Source organism: Pseudomonas sp. NPDC087614, assembly GCF_044743485.1.
GTDB classification, from domain to species: domain Bacteria; phylum Pseudomonadota; class Gammaproteobacteria; order Pseudomonadales; family Pseudomonadaceae; genus Aquipseudomonas; species Aquipseudomonas baetica_A.
The window spans coordinates 27,543-46,007 of the sequence record NZ_JBIUWN010000034.1 but is presented as its reverse complement, the minus strand read 5'-3'; the positions used below and the strand labels follow the sequence as shown (position 1 = coordinate 46,007).

General features: G+C 55.8%; 21 protein-coding genes and 5 pseudogenes. 10 read left to right on the top strand and 16 right to left on the bottom strand.

Annotated elements, in window-relative coordinates; genetic code table 11:
• Positions 1 to 199: 199 nt before the first annotated feature.
• Positions 200 to 568 carry a hypothetical protein gene (locus ACIOWA_RS14745; RefSeq protein ID WP_401160441.1) on the top strand — a complete coding sequence of 123 codons (369 nt, stop codon included), beginning with the start codon at positions 200 to 202 and terminating at the stop codon, positions 566 to 568.
• 138 nt (positions 569 to 706) lie between these two features.
• On the opposite strand, the gene ACIOWA_RS14740 is transcribed toward ACIOWA_RS14745, so the two are convergent.
• The 7 genes and pseudogenes from ACIOWA_RS14740 to ACIOWA_RS14710 all read right to left on the bottom strand — a co-directional run bounded on the left by ACIOWA_RS14740 (position 707) and on the right by ACIOWA_RS14710 (position 4,898).
• The gene (locus ACIOWA_RS14740; RefSeq protein ID WP_401160439.1) at positions 707 to 1,024 is read right to left on the bottom strand and encodes a hypothetical protein; all 318 of its coding nucleotides are present in this window, start codon (positions 1,022 to 1,024) and stop codon (positions 707 to 709) included.
• A gap of 195 nt (positions 1,025 to 1,219) precedes the next feature.
• Complete coding sequence (locus ACIOWA_RS14735; RefSeq protein WP_401160437.1) at positions 1,220 to 1,651, bottom strand: bleomycin resistance protein; 432 nt, start codon at positions 1,649 to 1,651, stop codon at positions 1,220 to 1,222.
• 297 nt (positions 1,652 to 1,948) lie between these two features.
• Positions 1,949 to 2,386, bottom strand: a complete 438-nt coding sequence (locus ACIOWA_RS14730; protein ID WP_401160435.1) for an acetyltransferase — start codon at positions 2,384 to 2,386, stop codon at positions 1,949 to 1,951.
• 560 nt (positions 2,387 to 2,946) lie between these two features.
• Positions 2,947 to 3,333 (bottom strand): cupin domain-containing protein, encoded by a 387-nt coding sequence (locus ACIOWA_RS14725; protein WP_401137171.1) that lies wholly within the window; start codon positions 3,331 to 3,333, stop codon positions 2,947 to 2,949.
• A gap of 72 nt (positions 3,334 to 3,405) precedes the next feature.
• Positions 3,406 to 4,230 carry an AraC family transcriptional regulator gene (locus ACIOWA_RS14720; protein ID WP_339434027.1) on the bottom strand — a complete coding sequence of 275 codons (825 nt, stop codon included), beginning with the start codon at positions 4,228 to 4,230 and terminating at the stop codon, positions 3,406 to 3,408.
• 117 nt (positions 4,231 to 4,347) lie between these two features.
• Positions 4,348 to 4,497: pseudogene (locus ACIOWA_RS14715) on the bottom strand (LysR family transcriptional regulator); the annotation flags it as partial.
• Between the two features lie 161 nt (positions 4,498 to 4,658).
• Positions 4,659 to 4,898: a hypothetical protein gene (locus tag ACIOWA_RS14710; protein WP_339434026.1), complete on the bottom strand. Its 240-nt coding sequence runs from the start codon at positions 4,896 to 4,898 to the stop codon at positions 4,659 to 4,661.
• Positions 4,899 to 5,091: 193 nt separating this feature from the next.
• On the opposite strand from ACIOWA_RS14710, the gene ACIOWA_RS14705 reads away from it, so the two are divergent.
• From ACIOWA_RS14705 to msrA, 3 genes and pseudogenes are all read left to right on the top strand, one after another.
• Entirely contained in the window at positions 5,092 to 5,535 is a 444-nt protein-coding gene (locus ACIOWA_RS14705) for a TspO/MBR family protein (RefSeq protein ID WP_339434025.1), read from the top strand.
• A 162-nt stretch (positions 5,536 to 5,697) separates the two neighbouring features.
• Positions 5,698 to 5,916 (top strand): annotated as a pseudogene (locus ACIOWA_RS14700) (alpha/beta hydrolase); the annotation flags it as partial.
• A 105-nt stretch (positions 5,917 to 6,021) separates the two neighbouring features.
• Complete coding sequence (gene msrA, locus ACIOWA_RS14695; protein WP_401160433.1) at positions 6,022 to 6,528, top strand: peptide-methionine (S)-S-oxide reductase MsrA; 507 nt, start codon at positions 6,022 to 6,024, stop codon at positions 6,526 to 6,528.
• 80 nt (positions 6,529 to 6,608) lie between these two features.
• Here msrA and ACIOWA_RS14690 read toward each other — a convergent pair whose 3' ends face one another.
• Both ACIOWA_RS14690 and ACIOWA_RS14685 read right to left on the bottom strand, forming a co-directional pair.
• Positions 6,609 to 7,910 carry an SLC13 family permease gene (locus tag ACIOWA_RS14690; RefSeq protein WP_339466053.1) on the bottom strand — a complete coding sequence of 434 codons (1,302 nt, stop codon included), beginning with the start codon at positions 7,908 to 7,910 and terminating at the stop codon, positions 6,609 to 6,611.
• Between the two features lie 30 nt (positions 7,911 to 7,940).
• Entirely contained in the window at positions 7,941 to 8,774 is an 834-nt protein-coding gene (locus ACIOWA_RS14685; protein ID WP_401160431.1) for an amidohydrolase family protein, read from the bottom strand.
• Between the two features lie 214 nt (positions 8,775 to 8,988).
• On the opposite strand from ACIOWA_RS14685, the gene ACIOWA_RS14680 reads away from it, so the two are divergent.
• Positions 8,989 to 9,726 (top strand): GntR family transcriptional regulator, encoded by a 738-nt coding sequence (locus tag ACIOWA_RS14680; protein WP_339434021.1) that lies wholly within the window; start codon positions 8,989 to 8,991, stop codon positions 9,724 to 9,726.
• 94 nt (positions 9,727 to 9,820) lie between these two features.
• Here the strand turns inward: ACIOWA_RS14680 and ACIOWA_RS14675 are convergent, their stop codons facing one another.
• Together ACIOWA_RS14675 and ACIOWA_RS14670 are read right to left on the bottom strand one after the other, a co-directional pair.
• Positions 9,821 to 10,312: a DUF2269 domain-containing protein gene (locus tag ACIOWA_RS14675; protein WP_339495952.1), complete on the bottom strand. Its 492-nt coding sequence runs from the start codon at positions 10,310 to 10,312 to the stop codon at positions 9,821 to 9,823.
• Positions 10,313 to 10,314: 2 nt separating this feature from the next.
• Positions 10,315 to 11,442 carry a saccharopine dehydrogenase family protein gene (locus ACIOWA_RS14670; RefSeq protein WP_401160428.1) on the bottom strand — a complete coding sequence of 376 codons (1,128 nt, stop codon included), beginning with the start codon at positions 11,440 to 11,442 and terminating at the stop codon, positions 10,315 to 10,317.
• 207 nt (positions 11,443 to 11,649) lie between these two features.
• Between ACIOWA_RS14670 and ACIOWA_RS14665 the strand changes: the two genes are divergently transcribed.
• The 5 genes and pseudogenes from ACIOWA_RS14665 to ACIOWA_RS14645 all read left to right on the top strand — a co-directional run bounded on the left by ACIOWA_RS14665 (position 11,650) and on the right by ACIOWA_RS14645 (position 14,166).
• Complete coding sequence (locus tag ACIOWA_RS14665; protein ID WP_221732590.1) at positions 11,650 to 11,865, top strand: PLD nuclease N-terminal domain-containing protein; 216 nt, start codon at positions 11,650 to 11,652, stop codon at positions 11,863 to 11,865.
• An 86-nt stretch (positions 11,866 to 11,951) separates the two neighbouring features.
• Positions 11,952 to 12,514 (top strand): annotated as a pseudogene (locus ACIOWA_RS14660) (NmrA family NAD(P)-binding protein); the annotation flags it as partial.
• A gap of 517 nt (positions 12,515 to 13,031) precedes the next feature.
• Positions 13,032 to 13,217, top strand: a pseudogene (locus tag ACIOWA_RS14655) (chorismate mutase); the annotation flags it as partial.
• Positions 13,218 to 13,290: 73 nt separating this feature from the next.
• The gene (locus ACIOWA_RS14650; protein WP_401160426.1) at positions 13,291 to 13,776 is read left to right on the top strand and encodes a GNAT family N-acetyltransferase; all 486 of its coding nucleotides are present in this window, start codon (positions 13,291 to 13,293) and stop codon (positions 13,774 to 13,776) included.
• 231 nt (positions 13,777 to 14,007) lie between these two features.
• Positions 14,008 to 14,166 (top strand): DUF2986 domain-containing protein, encoded by a 159-nt coding sequence (locus ACIOWA_RS14645; protein WP_339434016.1) that lies wholly within the window; start codon positions 14,008 to 14,010, stop codon positions 14,164 to 14,166.
• Positions 14,167 to 14,449: 283 nt separating this feature from the next.
• Here ACIOWA_RS14645 and ACIOWA_RS14640 read toward each other — a convergent pair whose 3' ends face one another.
• The 5 genes and pseudogenes from ACIOWA_RS14640 to ACIOWA_RS14620 all read right to left on the bottom strand — a co-directional run bounded on the left by ACIOWA_RS14640 (position 14,450) and on the right by ACIOWA_RS14620 (position 18,421).
• On the bottom strand, positions 14,450 to 15,505 hold the full coding sequence (locus ACIOWA_RS14640; protein ID WP_401160424.1) for a DUF1214 domain-containing protein: 1,056 nt from the start codon (positions 15,503 to 15,505) through the stop codon (positions 14,450 to 14,452).
• Positions 15,506 to 16,279: 774 nt separating this feature from the next.
• Entirely contained in the window at positions 16,280 to 16,588 is a 309-nt protein-coding gene (locus ACIOWA_RS14635) for a hypothetical protein (RefSeq protein ID WP_339466058.1), read from the bottom strand.
• 44 nt (positions 16,589 to 16,632) lie between these two features.
• Positions 16,633 to 17,346: a YafY family protein gene (locus tag ACIOWA_RS14630; RefSeq protein WP_339466059.1), complete on the bottom strand. Its 714-nt coding sequence runs from the start codon at positions 17,344 to 17,346 to the stop codon at positions 16,633 to 16,635.
• Positions 17,339 to 17,593 (bottom strand): helix-hairpin-helix domain-containing protein, encoded by a 255-nt coding sequence (locus ACIOWA_RS14625; RefSeq protein WP_401160422.1) that lies wholly within the window; start codon positions 17,591 to 17,593, stop codon positions 17,339 to 17,341. Before ACIOWA_RS14625 ends, ACIOWA_RS14630 begins: the two co-directional genes overlap by 8 nt.
• 110 nt (positions 17,594 to 17,703) lie before the next feature.
• Positions 17,704 to 18,421 (bottom strand): annotated as a pseudogene (locus ACIOWA_RS14620) (class I SAM-dependent methyltransferase).
• Between the last annotated feature and the right edge of the window lie 44 nt (positions 18,422 to 18,465).

Genomic DNA, 18,465 nt, shown 5'->3' with positions numbered 1-18,465 from the left:
CCACACTTTTGCACTCGACTTGATCTGTTGCTTGCGTCGTATTTGACCTGCACGATTCGTGGCCTTGACCGGCAGAGGTCGGCCAGAAGCGGACGTTGGCGAGCGACTGCTACCGGCCAAAAGCGGACTGTAGACAGATAGCTGCTGGCATCCCTACGCTGGCATTCTAGTAACCACACGACGCTAACAAGGAACATTCATGTTGGTCATTGAAATTGATCGGGATAGCGTGCATGCAGGGGATGATCTGGAAAGTCATAGGACATCAATCAGGCTTGATCCAGCAGTAACACTGCGCGCTTTGTTCGAAGCGATCCAAGGTATGGGTTACCTGCCTGGCATCAGTGGAGGCAAGGCGACGTGGATTATTTGTTCGTCTGGCAAACACATAGGTGTTTTAGCTCAGCAATGGCCAGAAACTAAATTGCTAATCCCCGCCGAGAGCTTCCTGAGTCAGTATTTTGGGGATACCGAACCTCGCCTTCTGTTCAGATATTGGTGCCAGGCAGATCCAGACCATGTCTTTTCACAGATCAAAGCTGGAAATGAACCGCCGTCTCGATTTTAGGACTGGCGGGGGCTGCCTACTGATCAAGAAGCTGAAATGTCTGCTTTGGGTAGTGGCGGCCTGTTGCAAAGGTGGGCTACCGATCTATAGCTGCATCCTTTCGTTATCAGAATCAGGTCGAAGGCTCACACCGATAAGCTAAAGTTTTTCGTACACCACCTCGAATTCTTCACCCAATTCCTGTTGGATGGATTTCAGTAATTTAGCGGCGGCCTCGTCAAATCTTGCGTAATCGTCTGCACTCCAAGGGCCGGGATCAGGTGGATAGTCCCAGTTCAGCGAGGTGTCATGCCACTGTGAAAGCTCGTTAAGCATTGCCTGGACTTCGTTACTGAGTGGTAGCCTCTCTTCAATAGGCCCTACAGAAAATTTATCCCGGGCAATATTGTTTCCACACCAAAGGCAACCGCCGCCCCATTCGAACATTAAGCGAACTCGATAGCGTTCTGCCCTCATCATTGGGCTCCAAGTTTTTGTGGGTACATGGTGCGCACAATAGCGCTGGCAAAGATATCCACGCTAGGCCGGCAACTGTTACGACAGGCAGCAATGGGTCGATTTCAGCCGGTTCTGACAGGCAGCTATTGGCCGGATGCTGCCTGTCGTGAAGGGCTGCACCGGCACAAAGCTGACGGTAGGCTTTGCCCAGTTTCAGATTGAGCAAGCCGGTCTCTCCCCCAACCGCTCTACCAACCTTACAAGATAGCCGTCGGGATCCTGGACGATGAATTCGCGCTGGCCTACTTCTACACTATCTGCCCGATACCAAGTGTCTTTGCATTCTCGATAGAGTGGAAATCCAGCCAGATCAAGTTTTTGGATGATGGGTGCGACAGCCTCAACATCAATCTGTAGGTTGATGCCCCTTCCAAACGGCTTAGTCAACGGCGCAGTCAGCCATTGCCCCGCGTCCGAATCAATCTGCTCAAGCATTACTTGAGCACCGTTCAAATCAAGGTATGCAAATCCGTCTTCCGGACGTTGATAAGCTATTTTGAGCCCCAAGCAAGAAACCCAAAAAGCCAGGCTGCTATCCAGGTTGGTGACCATTAACTCCGGAACCAGCTTGTTACGTTCGAACATGAGATGACTTCCATTTCAAAAGGCTAATTCGTGCAGGCGGGCAGGTTCTGCACTTATGGCTTCGATGCCACGACGGGATCGTGGCGGCCTGATGATGCATGTTCGGGTTGGAATTATCGAGTCGCGCTGAGTGGTAGCTTTTGGCCGATTAATGCCAATCCTGACGAGCAGCAATCGACCCATTACGGACGGTCAAACCCTTCAAGGCAGCGGCCAAGCCAAGATCACAGCATCAGAGTGAATCTGATTTTGAATCGCCCCGAAGCAGAAGTTTCGGGGCGATCCACGATTATGGCTCTAGCCGGCCAGGCTCAGATGCAACAAGGGGAAGGGGCGGCCCTCGCCATCCAGCGGGGAACGACCTGTTCGAATAAACCCGTAATGCAAGTAGAACCCTACTGCTTCGGGATTTTGCTCATTCACATCAACACTCATCTGACTGCGCGAACTGCGGGCATGATCCAGCAGCGCGCGGCCAATACCTTTCCCTCGCAAATCTGGCTCGATGAAGAGCATCTCAACGTGGTTTTCATTGAGCCCGATGAACCCTAGCGGGCAGTCCTCGGCATCTACCGCAACCCATAATTCAACAGCGGGTAGGTAGATGTCGCGGAGCTGAGGAAGCAATGCCTCAATGTCGGATTCTTGCAGGAAGTGATGAGTGGCTCGAACGGAGCGCAGCCAAATGTTGAGCAGTTGTGGATAGTCGGCGTTAGTCGCCTGACGAATGATCATAGAATCATCCTTTACACTTGATATCGAAAATGACGCGCGCTAGTAGATAGCGGCAGTATAAGTGTCGGCAACTTGTATGACCGCTTCGCGAGTTAACGCCTGGGCGGTTCACGGCAGAGGCAGCCAGAAAGGAGGGAGGCAGGACGATACTGAACACCTTTTGGGGCGTCAATAAAAAATACGGATGTACTGGTGGGTGCGTACATAGCCTGTAGTGGTTTGGCCGGTAGGAGTCTGCTATAGGACGTGAAGAACGCTCCAAATGCTTGACTGTTGCGTTGGCTGAAAGATTGTCCGCTTTTGGCCGAACTCTGCCCTTCATGAAGGGCTGCTTTGGATCGCTTTCTGCCTCTCGCAACGGGCAGAAAACGGCCAAAAGCATACGTTTGGCATAAGGTCTTTCCCTTGTTTCCCCATCTCTATACGCGCGAGCCTCAATGCTGTTTTAACCTCCACGAGCGAAAAGAGTCAGCTCGGATGCAATTGACTGGTCAGTGGCAAGGCAAGCCGGTGGTCAAGTGAACTGCAATTATGCATGCCTGGCCGTTTGGGCGCTGAACCTATATCCAGACGTCACTCAAGGCAGTTCGCTCACCCTGTTCATGGCCCGTGTTCAAAATGCCTCGTGGTTCGATCATCATCAGTTTCGCTTCACTTTGCGCCGCCGTCCTGTGCACTACCCCGCGCGGCACCACATATAACTCCCCAGGATTCACATGGACGCATCCCTCTGGCAGGTCGATGCGCAAGGTGCCTTCGAGCACAATAAATGCTTCGTCGGTCTCAGGGTGTGAGTGCCAGATGAATTCGCCTTCGATTCGCACAACCTTGAACTGGTAGTCGTTCATTTCAGCGACGACCCGAGGGCTCCATTGCTGATCGATCAGCGAAGCCTTTTGCGCCAGGTTTATGGGGAGCGATGTTTGTGGGTGATGGGACTCAGGCATGACAGATCCTCTGTAGTTGAGGTCGTCAGCCTATCGAACAATGAATGCATCGCGCTTGTACGATCCTGCAAGTCAGCGTGCGGGCCGCAAGCGTTCCAGCCAACGCATGGGTGGGACGCCATAGCAGCGTGTGAAATGTCGGGTCATGTGACTCTGATCGTGAAAGCCTGCGGCGAGGGCGGCGTCCACCAATGTGAAACCGTCGAGGACAAGACGGCGAAAGCGGTCAAGACGTCGTAGTGTGACAAAGCGGTAGGGGCTGGTGCCATAGAGCGTTCTGAAGTCGCGTGACAGGCTCCAGCGCTCTCTCCCGCTAGCCTGTTCGAGCATTTCCAACGTAATACCCAAGTGCATATTTTCCAGGATGAATGCTCTGGCACGTTCGGCAGAGAGATAATCCAGACGCTTACGGCCACGCGACTTACCCGCGACGGCACGCAACGCCATTGCCAGGTCATACAGGGCGTCCTGTTCCTCCAGCGTCTCCATAGGGTTATCCATCGCTTGCACAAATGCTTCGCTGGCATGGTAAAGGCGCGGATCGTTCGAAAGCCCACCGGCGATAAAGGGCAAAGGTTCGCCCCCCAAGATTGTCTGGATCAATGCTGGATCAACGTAAGCCATACGGTAATGAAAACCTGCTTGCGTGCCGGCCATGCCGTCATGAAGTTCATCGGGGTGAAGCACGAGCGTGTTGCCCTGCACCCCGTGGCGTAGCGAACCCTTGTAGTGAAAACTCTGCACGCCCGCCAGCGTGCGACCTATCGAGTAGGTGTCGTGACGGTGTGGGTCGTAGCCGTGGCTGCCGAACCAGGCTTCGATACGCTCGATGCTACCGGGTTGAGTGCTGCGAATAACCCAGTCAGAGGTGCTCGGTTGGCCTTTTTTCCGGTCCATGCCAGTATTTTCCAGTTTCTGCGCAGTCGTCGCGGTTTTCCTTTTCGGGAATATACAAGTACTCGCATTCGGATATCTCCTTTTGACCCAGGCTGAGAAAAAAATCGACGCTCGCCGTTAGCTCAAACCACTGTTGAATTGATCACTGACCAGTTCATCCAGCATCCGCAGAGGTTCGGTAAAGCTTCGGCGAGAATGATGTATCAGCCCGATATCACGGTGAAACGTGCGCACGTCGAGATCGAGTGCCCGGACACCGGCCGGCCAAGGACTGGCTGCACAGCACGCTTGGCGGTTGTCCCACCGTCGTTGAGCCCAGGCTTTCTAAAGCCTGAGCAGCATGTTCGCGAAGGGGTCGTATCAGCCACTATCACCTCAGCTGACACACCACTTTCGCGAGCAAGCCCGCTCCAACAGGTGAGCCGTGGTTAATTGTCGATTGGCGTGATGATCTCAATCCGCGTAATCCCCACCCGTTCAGCCTGCGCAATTATCTCTTGGGGTGTCGAGTCCGCCGTGGGCATGACCAGGCCATTTTCCGCATCGCCCAGATGCAGTTCCAGCAGGTGCATCGCAGCCTCGTGTTCGGCCAGTTGTGGCTGTTTGAGTTCGAACAGATGAGTACGAGGCTCGTCGTTGAAACGGTATTGCAAAAGGTAGTTGTGCATGGTGTCACCCGCGTATGAAGGAAGAAGCCACTGATTATCCTGACGCACCGGTCAGTTATTAGTTCAACGGCATGGCGACTGCGACTTACTGGCGGTAAACAGATAAATCTCGGCGCTCAATCCAAACTTTTCGCCGCGCAGGGCGTCCTTTCCTTACACTCCCCCAAAAGCTGAGTACAGCTAAGGACTGGCGATGACCTTCTTCATTTTTCTTCTGGCCTGCGCGGCTGCCGCGAGCACAGGCGTCATTTTCAAACCGGGCCCCTGGTATGCATCGCTGACCAAGCCTGGCTTCACGCCGCCCAACTGGGCGTTTCCGGTGGCCTGGACGGTAATCTATCTGTTGTTGGCCTGGGCCGGATACCGACTGAGCCTGATCCCCGGCAGCCAAACGGTGATGGCGTTATGGGCGGCGCAGATCGCGCTCAATACCCTGTGGACGCCGGTCTTCTTTGGCGCCCACCACGTTTTCGCCGCCATGGTGATCCTGACGCTGCTCTGGCTGGTCGTCGCGGCCATGGTGGTGATGGCGTTGCAGCTTGATCTGGTCACCGGCCTGATCCTGTTTCCCTATCTGGCTTGGTTGTGTGTCGCCGCTGCGTTGAATTTTTCCATCTTGATCAAGAATCGCGGATGACTAACCCACGCAGCAAGACGCCTTGGCCGCAGGGCGAGCGGGAGTTGGCGCAAGTGCGTGATTTCAACAAGAAGCTCGCCTGGTTACCGCGCTTTAAGATTCGCAATCGCGTCCTGCCACGGATGATTCAAACACTGCTGCGCGCCAGCCAGATCGGTGGTGCTGATGTTTGCCGGCGAACTGGACCCGCTGCGCGACGACACCCTCGAAATCGCCGAGCGCTGGAGGGCGTCAGCCCCTGTCGAGGTGTACCAACTGCCCTCTTCCCCCCATGGTTTTATTCACTTTCCGACCGCGATTGCCAACAGCGTGCTGGCGTACAGCCGTGAGTGGATCACGGGGCGAGTTAATGCGTGCACTGTGCTTACCCCCCCTTCTTGAGTGCTGGATACCGCCTGCGTTATTCGCGCCGTTCAACCTTGGAATCGGTCAACGCGCCCTCATAACCATCGCTATACCCAACATCCCCAAAGGGAAGGACAAACCATGACCAGTCAAACCGAAACCGCCATCCTCGCCGGCGGCTGCTTCTGGGGCATGCAAGACTTGCTGCGGCGCTATCCGGGCGTGTTGAAAACGCGGGTTGGCTACACCGGCGGCGATGTGCCGAACGCCACTTATCGCAATCACGGCAATCATGCTGAAGCCATCGAAATCGTTTTCGATCCTGCGGTGATCAGCTACCGGCAGATCCTTGAGTTTTTCTTTCAGATACACGACCCCAGCACACCCAACCGTCAAGGCAATGATCGTGGCCCCAGCTATCGCTCGGCGATCTATTACCTCAGCGAACAGCAACGCGACATCGCCGAGGACACCGCTGCCGATGTCGATGCCTCACAGCTATGGCCTGGCCGCGTGGTGACCGAAATCGCACCGGCGGGGCCGTTCTGGGAAGCAGAACCGGAGCACCAGGATTATCTGGAACGCATCCCGAATGGCTACACCTGCCATTTCATTCGTCCGAACTGGATACTGCCCAAGCGTGCCTGAGAACCAGTCTCACGTTGTCATCGTTGCTCGCAATCGACTCAAATGAGGCCCGACGCCTTTGCGTCGGGCCAAGGGCGTTTTTAAAAGACAAACGTCATCAGTGCGTTGAACACCAAAGCCGCGACAAAGCCCAGAGGTGCCGCGCGAAACAGGAGATGCTGAAACAGCGAAGCGCGGCTCTGCTCCGTGGGGCACGAGCCGAGGATCAGGCTACCACCCGAGGAAAACGGCGAGATAGAGGTCGCTTGGGCGCCCACGACGATGGCAACGAACAGGATCATCGGATCGAGCCCCAGCGTCGAAGCAATCGGCGGCACCATCGGGAACAGCGCTGGCGTCACGACCCCCAGCGTGCTGGAGAACAGCGACATGAAAGCCGCCACGACGCCGAAGACGATCGGCACCATGATCGGCGGGATGCTACTGCCCATCCACGAGGCCAGCACGTCGATGGTCCCGGCTTTGATCGCAACCGAAATCAGCATGCCCACGCCGCAAATCATGATCAACGTTCCCCAAGGCACCGTCGCCATGACCTTGCGCTCGTCACCCAGTTTGAGCAGCAGCGCAATCACTGAGAACAGACTGGCGATCAGCCCGATGTCCATCTTCGAATTGATAAAGCTCACGGTCGCGTTGGCCGGGAAAACGATATGCGCGATGGGCGCGGCCAGTACGATCGCCATCATCGCCAGCGTCAGCCAAAGCGTGGTTTTCTGCTCGCGATTCAACGGCGTCGGCTCGGTTACTACATAAGCGCTGGCTTTCATCGCCTTGCCGTGGCCAGTGAGGAACACCAAAGCTGAAATCACCAGAAGAGGTATCACCAACGTGCTGGCGAAGATCGCTGCTGAGTTGATGAACGCGTCATTTTCCGCGATCCCCGCGTTGACCATCAGTCCACGGAAGATGATGCCGCTCTGGCTCGAGACGAAATTGGCCCCGCTCAAGGCGCCGTAGTTTACCGCCATGCCGCCAATGATCAGGCTCATGCCTGTGCGTTCGCAGAGCAGCAACGTGATCGGCGCCATGAATGCCAGCACCGTGTAATAACCCGCGCCCATCCCTGAAATGACGGTCGCGGTGAAGAAGACCGCAAACGGCAACAGTTGCGGCATCGACCGGCTGCGATAAATCAGATGCTCAGCCAGTTTTTCAAGGGTGCCGTTGACCGTGGCGAAGCTGTAGAACAGGCAAACCGAGAAAATAATGAAGAAAATCTTCAGCGGCCACATGCCGATGACTTCCGACGGGCTGAGGCCCATGCCGTAACAGCCGATCAGGTAGGCAAACGCGATGGCGAACAGACCGATATTGATCTTGGTTTTGTAACCAAGGGCGACGGCGACAACGATTGCCGCGACGACGAGCAGGCTCATCATGATGGAAGTCCTATTGTTGTTATTGATTGTTTAGCGGGAAACGTTGAATCCGAACAGCGTTGCCGGATTTTCCTTCAACACTTGGGCGCGCTCGCCCGCATCCGGCAGCAACCTTTCGATGAAGGCCACCTGCTGGTCATAGCTCGCTTGATCTTCGAACTGGGTGTTGGGCCAGTCGCTGCCCCAGAGGAGTCGCTGGATGCCACCGCTCGCCTCGCGCAGCAGTGCCAGCACTTGCGTTGCCTGGGCCAGATCGGATTGGCTACGGTAGGGAGCGGACAACTTGAGCCATACGTGCGTGTCTGCCAGCAGTGCGAGAAAAGCCGTATGAGCGGGATTCTCAAGATCGATGCCACCTGTCGGCAGGCCAAAGTGGTCAATCACAACCGTCACGCCGCACGCCCTGATGACGGGCACGATCAGCGCCAGATCATCGATGCCCCGCTGAACCTCCACCTGCCAGCCGCGCCGTGCCAAACGCACGAACAGCGCAACCCAAGCAGGACTGCTGTAGTCGGCCAGTGTCTTGCCAATCAGGTTCAGACGGATGCCCACCACACCGGCCTCGGCCAATTCATCCAAGTGGTTTTCGCTGACATCAGCGTCAACGACCGCCACCGCACGCAGGCGCTGTGGATAGCGGCGTAACGCGTCAAGCATGAAGTGATTGTCGGTGCCCAGAAAGCTCGGCTGAATCAACACGCCGTGTGACAAGCCATTGCGATCAAGATGGCCCAGATACTGCTCAACCAAAGCATCGTAATGCGGGCTGTAGCGACGGCTGGCAACCATCGCCAGGTCTTGGCGGAAGATGTGGGCGTGGGTGTCCACACCACGGAGGGCAGGCGCATGAAGACTGGTCATAAACAGATAACCCTGAGCGTTTGTTGTTATGGCTAACAATCTGCAGCGTTCGTGAGATCGGGCCATGAGGCCCAAGCGACGGTTGGCGGCAGATTCATATAAATACATCTATTCATATATATGACTACACCACCATATATTCAGCGCCGGATATCTGTCAAACGACTTGTTGGTGATAAAGTAGCGACGCCTGCCGGAATGGACTGCCCCAAAAATGAACGCCTCGACACTCGGATACGACGAGCGCTTGCCGCTTTATCAACGCCTGCGAGAAGAAATGCTCGCCAAGATTGCCGCTGGTGAATGGACGCCAGGGGCGCCCATTCCCACCGAAGCGGAGCTGACCAAACACTACGGTGTCGCGATCGGCACGGTGCGCAAGGCTGTGGAAACGCTGGTCAATGAAGGCCTGCTCCTGCGCAGCCAGGGCCGCGGCACCTTCGTGCGCCGACCTAATTTCGACGCCTCGCTGGCGCGCTTCTTTCGGCAGGTGAATGCCAGCGGCGGACGCGAAATACCCACCAGTCGCATCCTTGCCAAAACGCTGCAAAAACCATCGCTAGCCGTGGCCAATGCGCTAAAGCTGCAAGACGGCGAGCAAGTCGTGAGCATGGAACGCCTTCGGATGGTCGAAGGCCGCACACTGTTTCACGAGGACATCTGGCTACCCGCCACACGTTTTGGCGCATTGCTGAGCATGGATTCCGAAAGTTTCGGCGAGCTGCTCTACCCTTTGTATGAAACCCAGTGCGGCCAATGCATCGCCTCGGCAAGCGAGACGCTGACGGTGGGGGAAGCCGACCCGGCCATGGCCACAATCCTCTCGATCAAGGAAGGCTCCCCGGTCGTCACCATCGAACGCACCGCATTGGGGTATGACCGCAGCCCACTCGAATACCGAATTTCCCGGGCGGCGGCGGAAGGCTTCAGGTACCAGATCGATATTTCTTGAGGCGTTGGGTGAGGCGCAGCATGCGAATCGCCTGGTAGCGCCCAGCCGTTGCCAACCGTTGAAGGTGCTGCGCGTCTTCCCGCGCCGCCAGCAGCTAAACCAGAACGTTGAGCAGTTGAACCGGTGTCAGCTTCGTCACCATCATCAGCACAATCACGAACATCCCGGCAAAACCGGCAACGCCCATCCAGAACCACTTTCTGTAAACGGCTCGGTAGTTTTCATCGAGCCCCTTCCCGGCCTCCCCCGCGCTCGACGCCATCGCGCAAAGCTTTTTCTGCAAGAGCAAAACCGGCAACCAAAGCGCCCCGACGCAAAAGAAGATGATCAACGAAGTCGCCACCCACTCCGTGGTCATGGGCAGGCCCGAGAGTTTCATCAGAAAAAAGCCTGTGATGATTTGCACCAAACCGGCCGGCGTGGTGATCCAGGTATCAAAGCGCACCACCATGCGGGCGACGTGTGCGATCACCAACGGGTTGGCCGTGCGGCTGGCGGCGATCAAATACAGGTAGGAACCCATGCCGAACCCGAACAGGAAAATCGCCGCGATGACGTGCAGGTACTTCAGGCCCAGATAGAGCATGCTCAGTGCGGCCCTTTGGAGAAGTTCACGACCAGGCGCAGATTGTCCGGATCGTTGATGGCCGCCATGTATTCATCGACGCTGATTTCGCCGACGCAAGGCCGGGCACCGGATTGCGGCACATAGCCTTGGGCCATTTTCATCGCCAGCGCCACGGCCGCGCAGCTGGGGATTTGCGGACCTTTGTCATTCAGGGCTGTCAGTTGCGCAGTCATCGCCAGCGGCAAGCCATCAACATCGAGCCCGTGAATGTCGATGTACATGGCGCTTTTACCGTCGCCGAAACGTTCGAATCGCACGCCCAGACGATGCAAGCGCGCAGCCCAGCGAACGTGGTCGCGAACCAGCCCGATCTTCAGCGCCTGCGCCAGCAGGCCGTTGGCGATACCGCCGAGCTTCAACCCCGCGCCGGCCTTGAAGCTCAGAGTGTGCGCGCCATAGCGGCTGGCGAAAATATCCATGTCCGGCACATCGACATTGGCCAGCAAGCGAGTGCCCAGTGGCGGCATTTTGCGCAGGGTCAGATCCTGCCAGCCCGGCACCTCATGCACCTTGCCGTTCCTGAGTTGCTTGATGGGTTTGCCGGCGTAGGCCAGCACACCTTCGATCGTCGACAGCCCCGGCATCTTCGCCGAGGACGAGATGCCATGCTCAATCGAGTCGATGCGTGAGAAGTGATGGCGCTGCTGATCAATGATCGCCGACGACAACGTCGGCACCGAGCTGCAGCCGCTAAGAACAGCCACGCCCGCGGCTTTCGCCCGCGCATCGAGGACGCCCACGCCATTGACGAAAGTCCGACAGTCAGCAAGGTCGCAGTAACTCACCCCAGCCGCTATACAGCTCTCGGCGACCGCATACGATTGCCCCTGAAACGGGCCTGCGGTGTGGACGACCAACTGGATGTTCATCGAGCGCAACGCCGGACTGAACGCGCTGCCCATGGCATCGCCGCACCAGCCTTCGCAGACGTTAAGCGACTGGCTATTCAACTCATCGACCTTGCGCTGTAACTTGTGCTGATCACGCCCCGAAAGCACCAGCTCGACGCCCGGCATCAGCGCCAGATGCTTGCAAACGATGCTACCGAAGTTGCCGTAGCCCCCCACCACCATCACCCTGAACGGCATTCAATTCTTCCCTAACTGACAGGCTGTATTCAGCCATTGACGGAGACTCATCCAGCGGCGGGAAGAATATAGCGCCGAGCGTCAGCAAGCCAATCAACAAATCCAGGGGGCTGGCCCGTCAGCAAGCAGATCTCTGCGGTGAGGTCGCAAATTAAATGAACCCACCACGCCACACGCCCCCTAACAAAGACCATCAGGAGGTAGCCAATGCAAAATGAAATCGTATGGATCGTACTGGCGGCAGTTCTTCTGCTCATCGAGCTTTGGGCCATCAACCGGGTACGCAAAAGCGAGGGGAAGTCCAATAACAAGGGGGTATGGATTGTGTTGATCGTATTTGTGCCGCTGTTCGGGCTGATTGCCTGGGCGATCGCAGGCCCCAAACATATCAGCCAGGACACCGCGTCACATCCCGGTCGCTAAAAAGCACTGTGTGAGCTTCGCGTTTAAAAACTTCGCGGTCTTCAGGCCGATACTGTCAAATTCCGCCAGGCGTTTCTCGAACGCCTGGTGTCGACTTCGAGGTAATCGGTAGGGGCAGATCCTCAGGATCTGTTCGATGCTCAGCTTGATGTACGCGAATTGCTTCGCGCCCAGGACAAAACTGAATGGGTAATCATCTCGACAGGCATGTTCACCAGCTTCCTTTTTAAGCCTGTATTCGAAGTGGTTGACTTGGAAAACGATTCCGTGAACGCGCTAGGCAGTCTTGAGAACAGCGTGACGCTCACGACGCCATACGACATTGGTGCGCTGACAGCGGCAATCGTTTTCTTCGAACCTCGCTTGCGCAACCAGATCGTGTATCTATCGGGAGACACGGTGACGTACGCAGAGGTTGCGGGTCTCCTTGAACGTGTACGGGCGCCCGTTCAAACTTAACGTGTGGACTGTTGCGTACCTGATCCGGGAATTGGAGAAAGATCCGACTCACCACACCAAGAAGTACCGTGCTGTGTTTGCCCAAGGCAGAGGTGTGGCTTGGCCGAAAGCGGGCACTTTCAACGAGCAGCAGTCAATTGAGGTAACGACCGCCGAACATTGGGTTCGGGAAAACCTCGCAAACATCTGAACGCAAAAGCAACGCAACCTTCTGCCTCACAATCTGGCGCACCAAGCGCCCAAGGTTGTGAGTGGCTGCTCAGGTCGAATGCAAACAGCACGGCACCCACTCAACTCACCAGCAAGGCTTCATGGACATTGATGACGGGGATAGCTGTGTCTACGCGTTGGCGGTCGAGCCAGCCTCTGGTTCTAACCACATCAAATATTTGCCCCTGTTCAATCAACGCCAACAAGAGCTCGTCGGCCACTCGATATCGCCCGCAGTCGGGGCAATCTCTTTCCTCCCACGGGCCGTGACAGTGAATCCGCTCGGCGGCGCCTGCACACACAAGACAGCTCATCGCACTTACCTTTTATAGTTTTAATCGGCCAGACCGGGTTGATGCGGTCGATGGCCGGTCGACCGGCATAAACCCGCAAAGTTCTTCGCGCTGACGTTTTCAATACAAACACGTCGCATTTGTCGTGCCATGAGACCTGTATGAGAGCGTTGAGGGTGAGCTGCAAAAGAGATGTGGCCAAGGGTAACATCCGTGCGTGCGCCGGATCGCTTCAAAGCCATGCTCGCAACGCGCCGTGAGTGGGCGCAGACCGAAGGTCTGAATCCGGACGCCATCGAGAAAATGTACAGCGATCTGGTGAATCACTTCATTGCCCAAGAGATGGCGCATTGGGCGGTGCATCAATCCACGTCCTCAGTTGAGAATTGAGGCGTGGGCACAGCGTTTGAAGACCGACCAGTGATATTTGTCTTAACGATTTTGATCAGGAGCCTCACCCATCATGGATGAAACCATCACCTATCGAACCGCAACTGCCGACGATGCGTTGACCCTGTGCGAGTTGGGCCAATTGCTTAACGCCGTGCACCACACTGGGCGCCCCGACATATATGCGGCGGCTACCGACGATGTTTCCCGCGACCTGCCGCACTGGTCAGGCGTTTTCGAAAAACCGGATCATGTAGCCTTCATCGCCCATGTGGGTGATCAGGCCGCAGCATTCATTACGGCCAACCTGTCGGCGAGCTCCGGGCCGCTGATGCAGCGGCAGAATGTGGTTCGTATCGGCTCGGTGTGCGTCGCCGAGCCGTTTTCGGGCAAAGGGATTGGTCGTGCGCTGATGCAACTCGTCAAGGACTGGGCCGTTGAGCATGATGCTCAGGATTTGCGCCTGACGGTTTGGCCGTTCAATGAGCGCGCTGCGCGTATGTATGCCGAGTTCGGATTCGAGCAACGCGCCGTCGAGATGGGAATGCGGCTGGTATGAGCAGGCAAGCCCGACTCATAATGATCGTCCTCGGCTGGCTGGTCGGCAACAGCGTTGAGCATACTTGATGGCACCGCTGACATTGGGATGATCCAAACCTGCGTCGGTGACTAGCTAAACCGATCGGCCCGGCGGGTATCCGCTGGGGCGATGTCATATGTGTCATGGAACGCAAACACCTGAATCGTAGACAGACGACTGTCTTGCAGAACTAACAACCCGAGTAAAAACATGAATCGTCAGAAAAAACTGAAGCAGTTGTTCAAGGAAAAGGCCAAAAAAGCCAGTGCCAAACTGGCCCCGAAAAAGCCGAAATACATCAGCAAGGCTGACCGGGCGAAGCTTGAGGCTCAAGCGGGTTGTGACTCGGTGGCTTGCTCTGAGAGCTGATCAAGGTTCAAGGCATAAAGCACTCACCTGGGGCATCGTCAATGTAATGGCTGTTTTCATGCTTGATACCCACTGAGCAGGCGCATACGGATAGGGGTTCGAATGCAATGCTCAGCGTGGAGTAACTGTCAGTTTGACCGGCACCGACCATTCCAGGGTTTGCCCGTTTTCGATTGACTCGGTATTCACTCCGTAAAGTGTACTCGCACCATTTTTCTCCCTTGCTGCAAGCCCACCCTAAGGTCAGCGCCGACCGAACGGTGGCGCTGACCAGGATGTGGTCTCACCGAACCAGTTCGATCTCGCTCGGCCGCCACTCTTTGGTGAAGAACGGCTCAAGCGGACTGTAGAGGCGCAAGATCGTGAACCAGCCTTTGTCGGGCATGGTCTGGATCCAGTTGCCGGCCTTGGCCTCTGCAGGCTGGGAGGGGCCGAAATAGAGGGTCGTGGTCCCATCGGCGTTTTCCGTGGCTGCCGGCGTAGGATAAGTCTGGCTGCCTGCACGCGGATAGCGCTGCGGAGTCTGGAGCATGGATCGCGTCTGGTTGTCGTAAACAGTGAATGACCAGAATTTTGCCGCAGGAATCTTCGGTGGCAGGGTTACCTTGTAGGTCTTGCCACCATCGAAAGGATTTTTTTCGGCATCCGTAAAACCCATGAGGTACTGCGAGCCCGCGTTAGGCAACCGCATAATCATGCCCGGAGAATCCATGGTGTAGCCGTAATAGAACGCCGCACGGGAATCGAGTGTCCGTGCGCCGGTTGGCGGGAATGGTTTGAAAAAGCCGTCCTTGGTAATCATCGGCGGCGGAGTCTCGAAGTTATAGCCACCCTGCCACAACATGTTGGCCCACATTGAATTTGGATAGTAGGCCCAACCGGGAAAGTCGGCACCACTCCAGTTTAGCGACCGCCCCGCTGCGTTGCCCACCGCCGCTGCGTCGGTCAGGATACTTTTCATCCGGGCATCGGGATTGAAGGGGTGACCTTTGGCGATGCCAATGGCAGCCAGTTGGCCAAGCAGTTCCGGATCGAACGAGGTTGCCGGTTCCAGTTGCACAAGCTTGTCGAGCATCTGGAAATAGGAAAAATCGTTTGGTGGAATGGTATTGAACGACTTGTCACTCCCTTCAACGAACTTCGTTGGAGGAACAGGCGGGTTGTCCTCAGCGCCAATGCTGTGAAAGCCCTCACGAATCGCATAGGCCGAGGCGCCCGAGAAACTGTTCATGAACGCGTCTATGCCGCGAGTGAACGCCAGGGTGCCGTAGACATCTTGTGTGGTTTTCTCGGTCGGAGCGCCATCCTTGAACTCCAACACACCGATACGCGTCTCCATGCGATCAGGCGTAGTAATGGATGGGGGGATTTCGCCGGCAGCTTGCACCATGGTGGACAGAGTATCGCTAATGAGACGAAAGCCGACAACACGGTTTTTGGTTTGAGAGATTGCGTCATAGTGCTTTCCTTGTTTATGACAAATGCATTAACTACTCAAACTGAGGGACTAATGGCTCAGCGATTTCTCTCAGAGCATACTCAGTCACAATCGTTGCGCTCTGGTCATATATGAGTGGAACCTGCCTGGTTCACCCGGATGACCCACAACAAATATTGCGCACATTGTCGAAGCAGCATAGTCCGTTTAATTGGTTATTCCAGCACACCCAGCCTAGATGCATATTTGCCATCGTTCATCGTCCGACAAACAATAGTTGAAGCTGGACGCACTTAAGAAAGTGCACAAATGGACAATGTCGAATCATCAGCGATACGTCACTTCGCCTTAATTACCCGGTTGGGCGGATGGGTGACATGCCTGTCGATCAGACCAAACCCCTGTCCGGCTGTCGTATGTCGGGCGAGTTCGATAACGCCTGAATTCAAGCTCTTTCAACCAACATGACCTGACGTTACTGATCAAAAGAACCTGGCGTAACACCTCAACCCAAAGGAGTACTGCAACGTGAACTTTTCCCATAAGTGGATAGTGGGTGCAGCACTGGGCAGCTCAGCAATAGTTAATCTGAGAACACTTGCACTGGAAGTGACGACAACGATGCCTGACAGCAAAGGCATTGTTGTCGCTTGCCGGCTCTGAGAGTCAGTGAGGTCAACTCATCTCTGGGGCCAGATGACTCATGAACGTAAGATTTTCAATCGCGTGCATATATTCAGAGAATCTCGGATCTCCATCGCTGAACGCCTTTGCCACTTTCTGGGCGTTTTCAAGACTGTCCCACATGGCTAAGTCCGCGAAGATTCGGTCGTCGTTCATGGGGCAGTAGGCACGGTATTCGATCAAACCCGGGAAAGTCTTTAACGTTTCACGAAGCCCTTCGCGTAGCACAGGCACTTGCGCAACGCATTCCTGTTTGACCTTGAAAATGGCTAATTCGAGTACATGAGATGAATGCTGCATAGGGATGACCTGCTGTGTGTTAGGAAGTCCCAATTATCAGTAGCTCATACTGACAGCGTAGTGTCAGTCGTGCTGATCGCTTTCCACTGGTTTGCCTGATGCTTCATATACGTCTGGAGATCAAGGGCCGGATTGTCAGGTGTAGGTTGTTCGGCAATAGCGATGGAGGCGATGCGATCGACCCGAAAATCGCGGTAAGCCGCCTTGGTACTGCACCAACTTCCAACCGTCCATTTCCCTCCCCAGTAAAAAAGGCCAAGGGGAGAAATAAGACGTTGCGAAACCACTCCATCCAGTCGGGTATAAATTATTCTCAGCGCCTGAGTGTTTTCGATGGCATTTCGAAGGATTGCCAGGTGGCGACGCGTCAAAGCGGGTGTTGTTCCTAGTGCCCTGATTTTTGCCGAACCGGGGTCGACCTTGTGCTGGACTACACAAGCGGAGATTTTGCTCAACAGCATTCTTGCCGCAGCACCTAGATCGTCATCGGCGGAAGCTGAAAGCATTTCCATCCCGAGTATCAGTGCGTCCAGTTCGAGCTTGTTCAACGTTAAAGGCGGCATCTCAAAATCGGCATCCAAGGCATAGCCCACGCCAGCAGTACCGTAGATGGGGATGCCACTGAAGGAGAGGTCGTCGATGTATCGATAGATTGAGCGAACGGAAACGCCGATTCGGCTAGCCAGTCGTTCAGCAGAGATTGGCTGATGGACACGAATCAGATTGACCAATTGAAACAAGCGATCAGCTTTACGCATCAGGTGTGCTCGACGGAGTACCCTGCGCAAGTTCAATAGCCGCCTGAATGGCGGCCCGGGCTTGAGGGCTGTTCCTCCAGCAAGTCGATCCCGTTGCTGCCGATGCCTGAGCGACGATGTCACAAACATTGGCTTTGCTGAGCGCCGCCAGCGAGTCAATACCCATCTGCTCAAGGCGAGCAATAACGGCCGGCCCCACGCCCCTCAGGGCCAGTAACGCATTATGTTCCGTCAGTGGAAATGGCATCCGTAAACTCCTGTTATCGGCCAATGAGGCAACCAGAGTTTGCCCGACGAGAGTTGGCATCTCAATAGATGGGCACCCTCGCCACGGCGCTTACCACCCCATCCCAGTATTCATCCAGCTTTACCCGTCAACCAAGCCCCCCCAGAACAGACTGCTGAAAAACCGCGTAGCCTCGCCAAAGCCGGCCTCATGCAACAGCGCCTGAACCGCCGCCTCGGAATGCGGCGGGTCTGCCCCCTGAAGAATCTTGCCAAGCTTGGCCCTCACCTCCTCCGCGCTGGCACCCTGCTGCCGCCAACGCTGCCCCCATGCCGCCAGTAATAGAGGTTGGCTGGCGTAGGCGTAATGGTTGCCTGCCACGATCAGTGGCGCGCCCGGTTTCAAGCGAGCTTCAATTGATCGCAGGATCGCTCTCTTTGGCTCATCGCCCTTCAGATGATGAAGCACGCCAATCAACGTCGCCGCGTCGAACGACTGATCTGCCGGCAACTCATCGACATGCCCGAAATGCACTTGCGTTCGGTGCAGCAAATCGTTGGCCTGCAAATGCTGCGTCGCGGCTTCCAGCATCGGTTTGGAAGGATCAACCGCCATGAAACGCCAGGTCGGCTCCAGCGCAGCCATCGCAATGATTTCCTGTGCTGTACCGCCAGCGCCTACGACCAATACTTTCGCCGAGGGTGAATGGCCAAGACTCGCTGCCAGCACGCATGCTGCCAAATCGTGGCAGGCGTCGTAGCCGGCCAGCGCGATTCGACTTTGCCTGGCGTATTCGTTAGCGCGAGAAATGTCGAATTTTTCGGCGGGGTTGGGTGCTGATGAGTTCAACGGTCGATTCTCCTTGTCTTTTGGGCAAGGTACGCCTTGAACCC

Excerpts from the sequence above, each read along its gene's own strand:
- msrA (WP_401160433.1), top strand. The coding sequence starts at position 6,022 with ATGACCAGTCAAACCGAAACCGCCATCCTCGCCGGCGGCTGCTTCTGG.
- ACIOWA_RS14745 (WP_401160441.1), top strand. The coding sequence starts at position 200 with ATGTTGGTCATTGAAATTGATCGGGATAGCGTGCATGCAGGGGATGAT.
- ACIOWA_RS14705 (WP_339434025.1), top strand. The coding sequence starts at position 5,092 with ATGACCTTCTTCATTTTTCTTCTGGCCTGCGCGGCTGCCGCGAGCACA.
- ACIOWA_RS14640 (WP_401160424.1), bottom strand. The coding sequence starts at position 15,505 with ATGGAGACGCGTATCGGTGTGTTGGAGTTCAAGGATGGCGCTCCGACC.
- ACIOWA_RS14670 (WP_401160428.1), bottom strand. The coding sequence starts at position 11,442 with ATGCCGTTCAGGGTGATGGTGGTGGGGGGCTACGGCAACTTCGGTAGC.
- ACIOWA_RS14730 (WP_401160435.1), bottom strand. The coding sequence starts at position 2,386 with ATGATCATTCGTCAGGCGACTAACGCCGACTATCCACAACTGCTCAAC.
- ACIOWA_RS14685 (WP_401160431.1), bottom strand. The coding sequence starts at position 8,774 with ATGACCAGTCTTCATGCGCCTGCCCTCCGTGGTGTGGACACCCACGCC.
- ACIOWA_RS14630 (WP_339466059.1), bottom strand. The coding sequence starts at position 17,346 with ATGCGTAAAGCTGATCGCTTGTTTCAATTGGTCAATCTGATTCGTGTC.
- ACIOWA_RS14650 (WP_401160426.1), top strand. The coding sequence starts at position 13,291 with ATGGATGAAACCATCACCTATCGAACCGCAACTGCCGACGATGCGTTG.
- ACIOWA_RS14625 (WP_401160422.1), bottom strand. The coding sequence starts at position 17,593 with ATGCCATTTCCACTGACGGAACATAATGCGTTACTGGCCCTGAGGGGC.
- ACIOWA_RS14645 (WP_339434016.1), top strand. The coding sequence starts at position 14,008 with ATGAATCGTCAGAAAAAACTGAAGCAGTTGTTCAAGGAAAAGGCCAAA.
- ACIOWA_RS14740 (WP_401160439.1), bottom strand. The coding sequence starts at position 1,024 with ATGAGGGCAGAACGCTATCGAGTTCGCTTAATGTTCGAATGGGGCGGC.
- ACIOWA_RS14675 (WP_339495952.1), bottom strand. The coding sequence starts at position 10,312 with ATGCTCTATCTGGGCCTGAAGTACCTGCACGTCATCGCGGCGATTTTC.
- ACIOWA_RS14710 (WP_339434026.1), bottom strand. The coding sequence starts at position 4,898 with ATGCACAACTACCTTTTGCAATACCGTTTCAACGACGAGCCTCGTACT.
- ACIOWA_RS14690 (WP_339466053.1), bottom strand. The coding sequence starts at position 7,910 with ATGATGAGCCTGCTCGTCGTCGCGGCAATCGTTGTCGCCGTCGCCCTT.
- ACIOWA_RS14720 (WP_339434027.1), bottom strand. The coding sequence starts at position 4,230 with ATGGACCGGAAAAAAGGCCAACCGAGCACCTCTGACTGGGTTATTCGC.
- ACIOWA_RS14665 (WP_221732590.1), top strand. The coding sequence starts at position 11,650 with ATGCAAAATGAAATCGTATGGATCGTACTGGCGGCAGTTCTTCTGCTC.
- ACIOWA_RS14735 (WP_401160437.1), bottom strand. The coding sequence starts at position 1,651 with ATGTTCGAACGTAACAAGCTGGTTCCGGAGTTAATGGTCACCAACCTG.
- ACIOWA_RS14680 (WP_339434021.1), top strand. The coding sequence starts at position 8,989 with ATGAACGCCTCGACACTCGGATACGACGAGCGCTTGCCGCTTTATCAA.
- ACIOWA_RS14725 (WP_401137171.1), bottom strand. The coding sequence starts at position 3,333 with ATGCCTGAGTCCCATCACCCACAAACATCGCTCCCCATAAACCTGGCG.
- ACIOWA_RS14635 (WP_339466058.1), bottom strand. The coding sequence starts at position 16,588 with ATGCAGCATTCATCTCATGTACTCGAATTAGCCATTTTCAAGGTCAAA.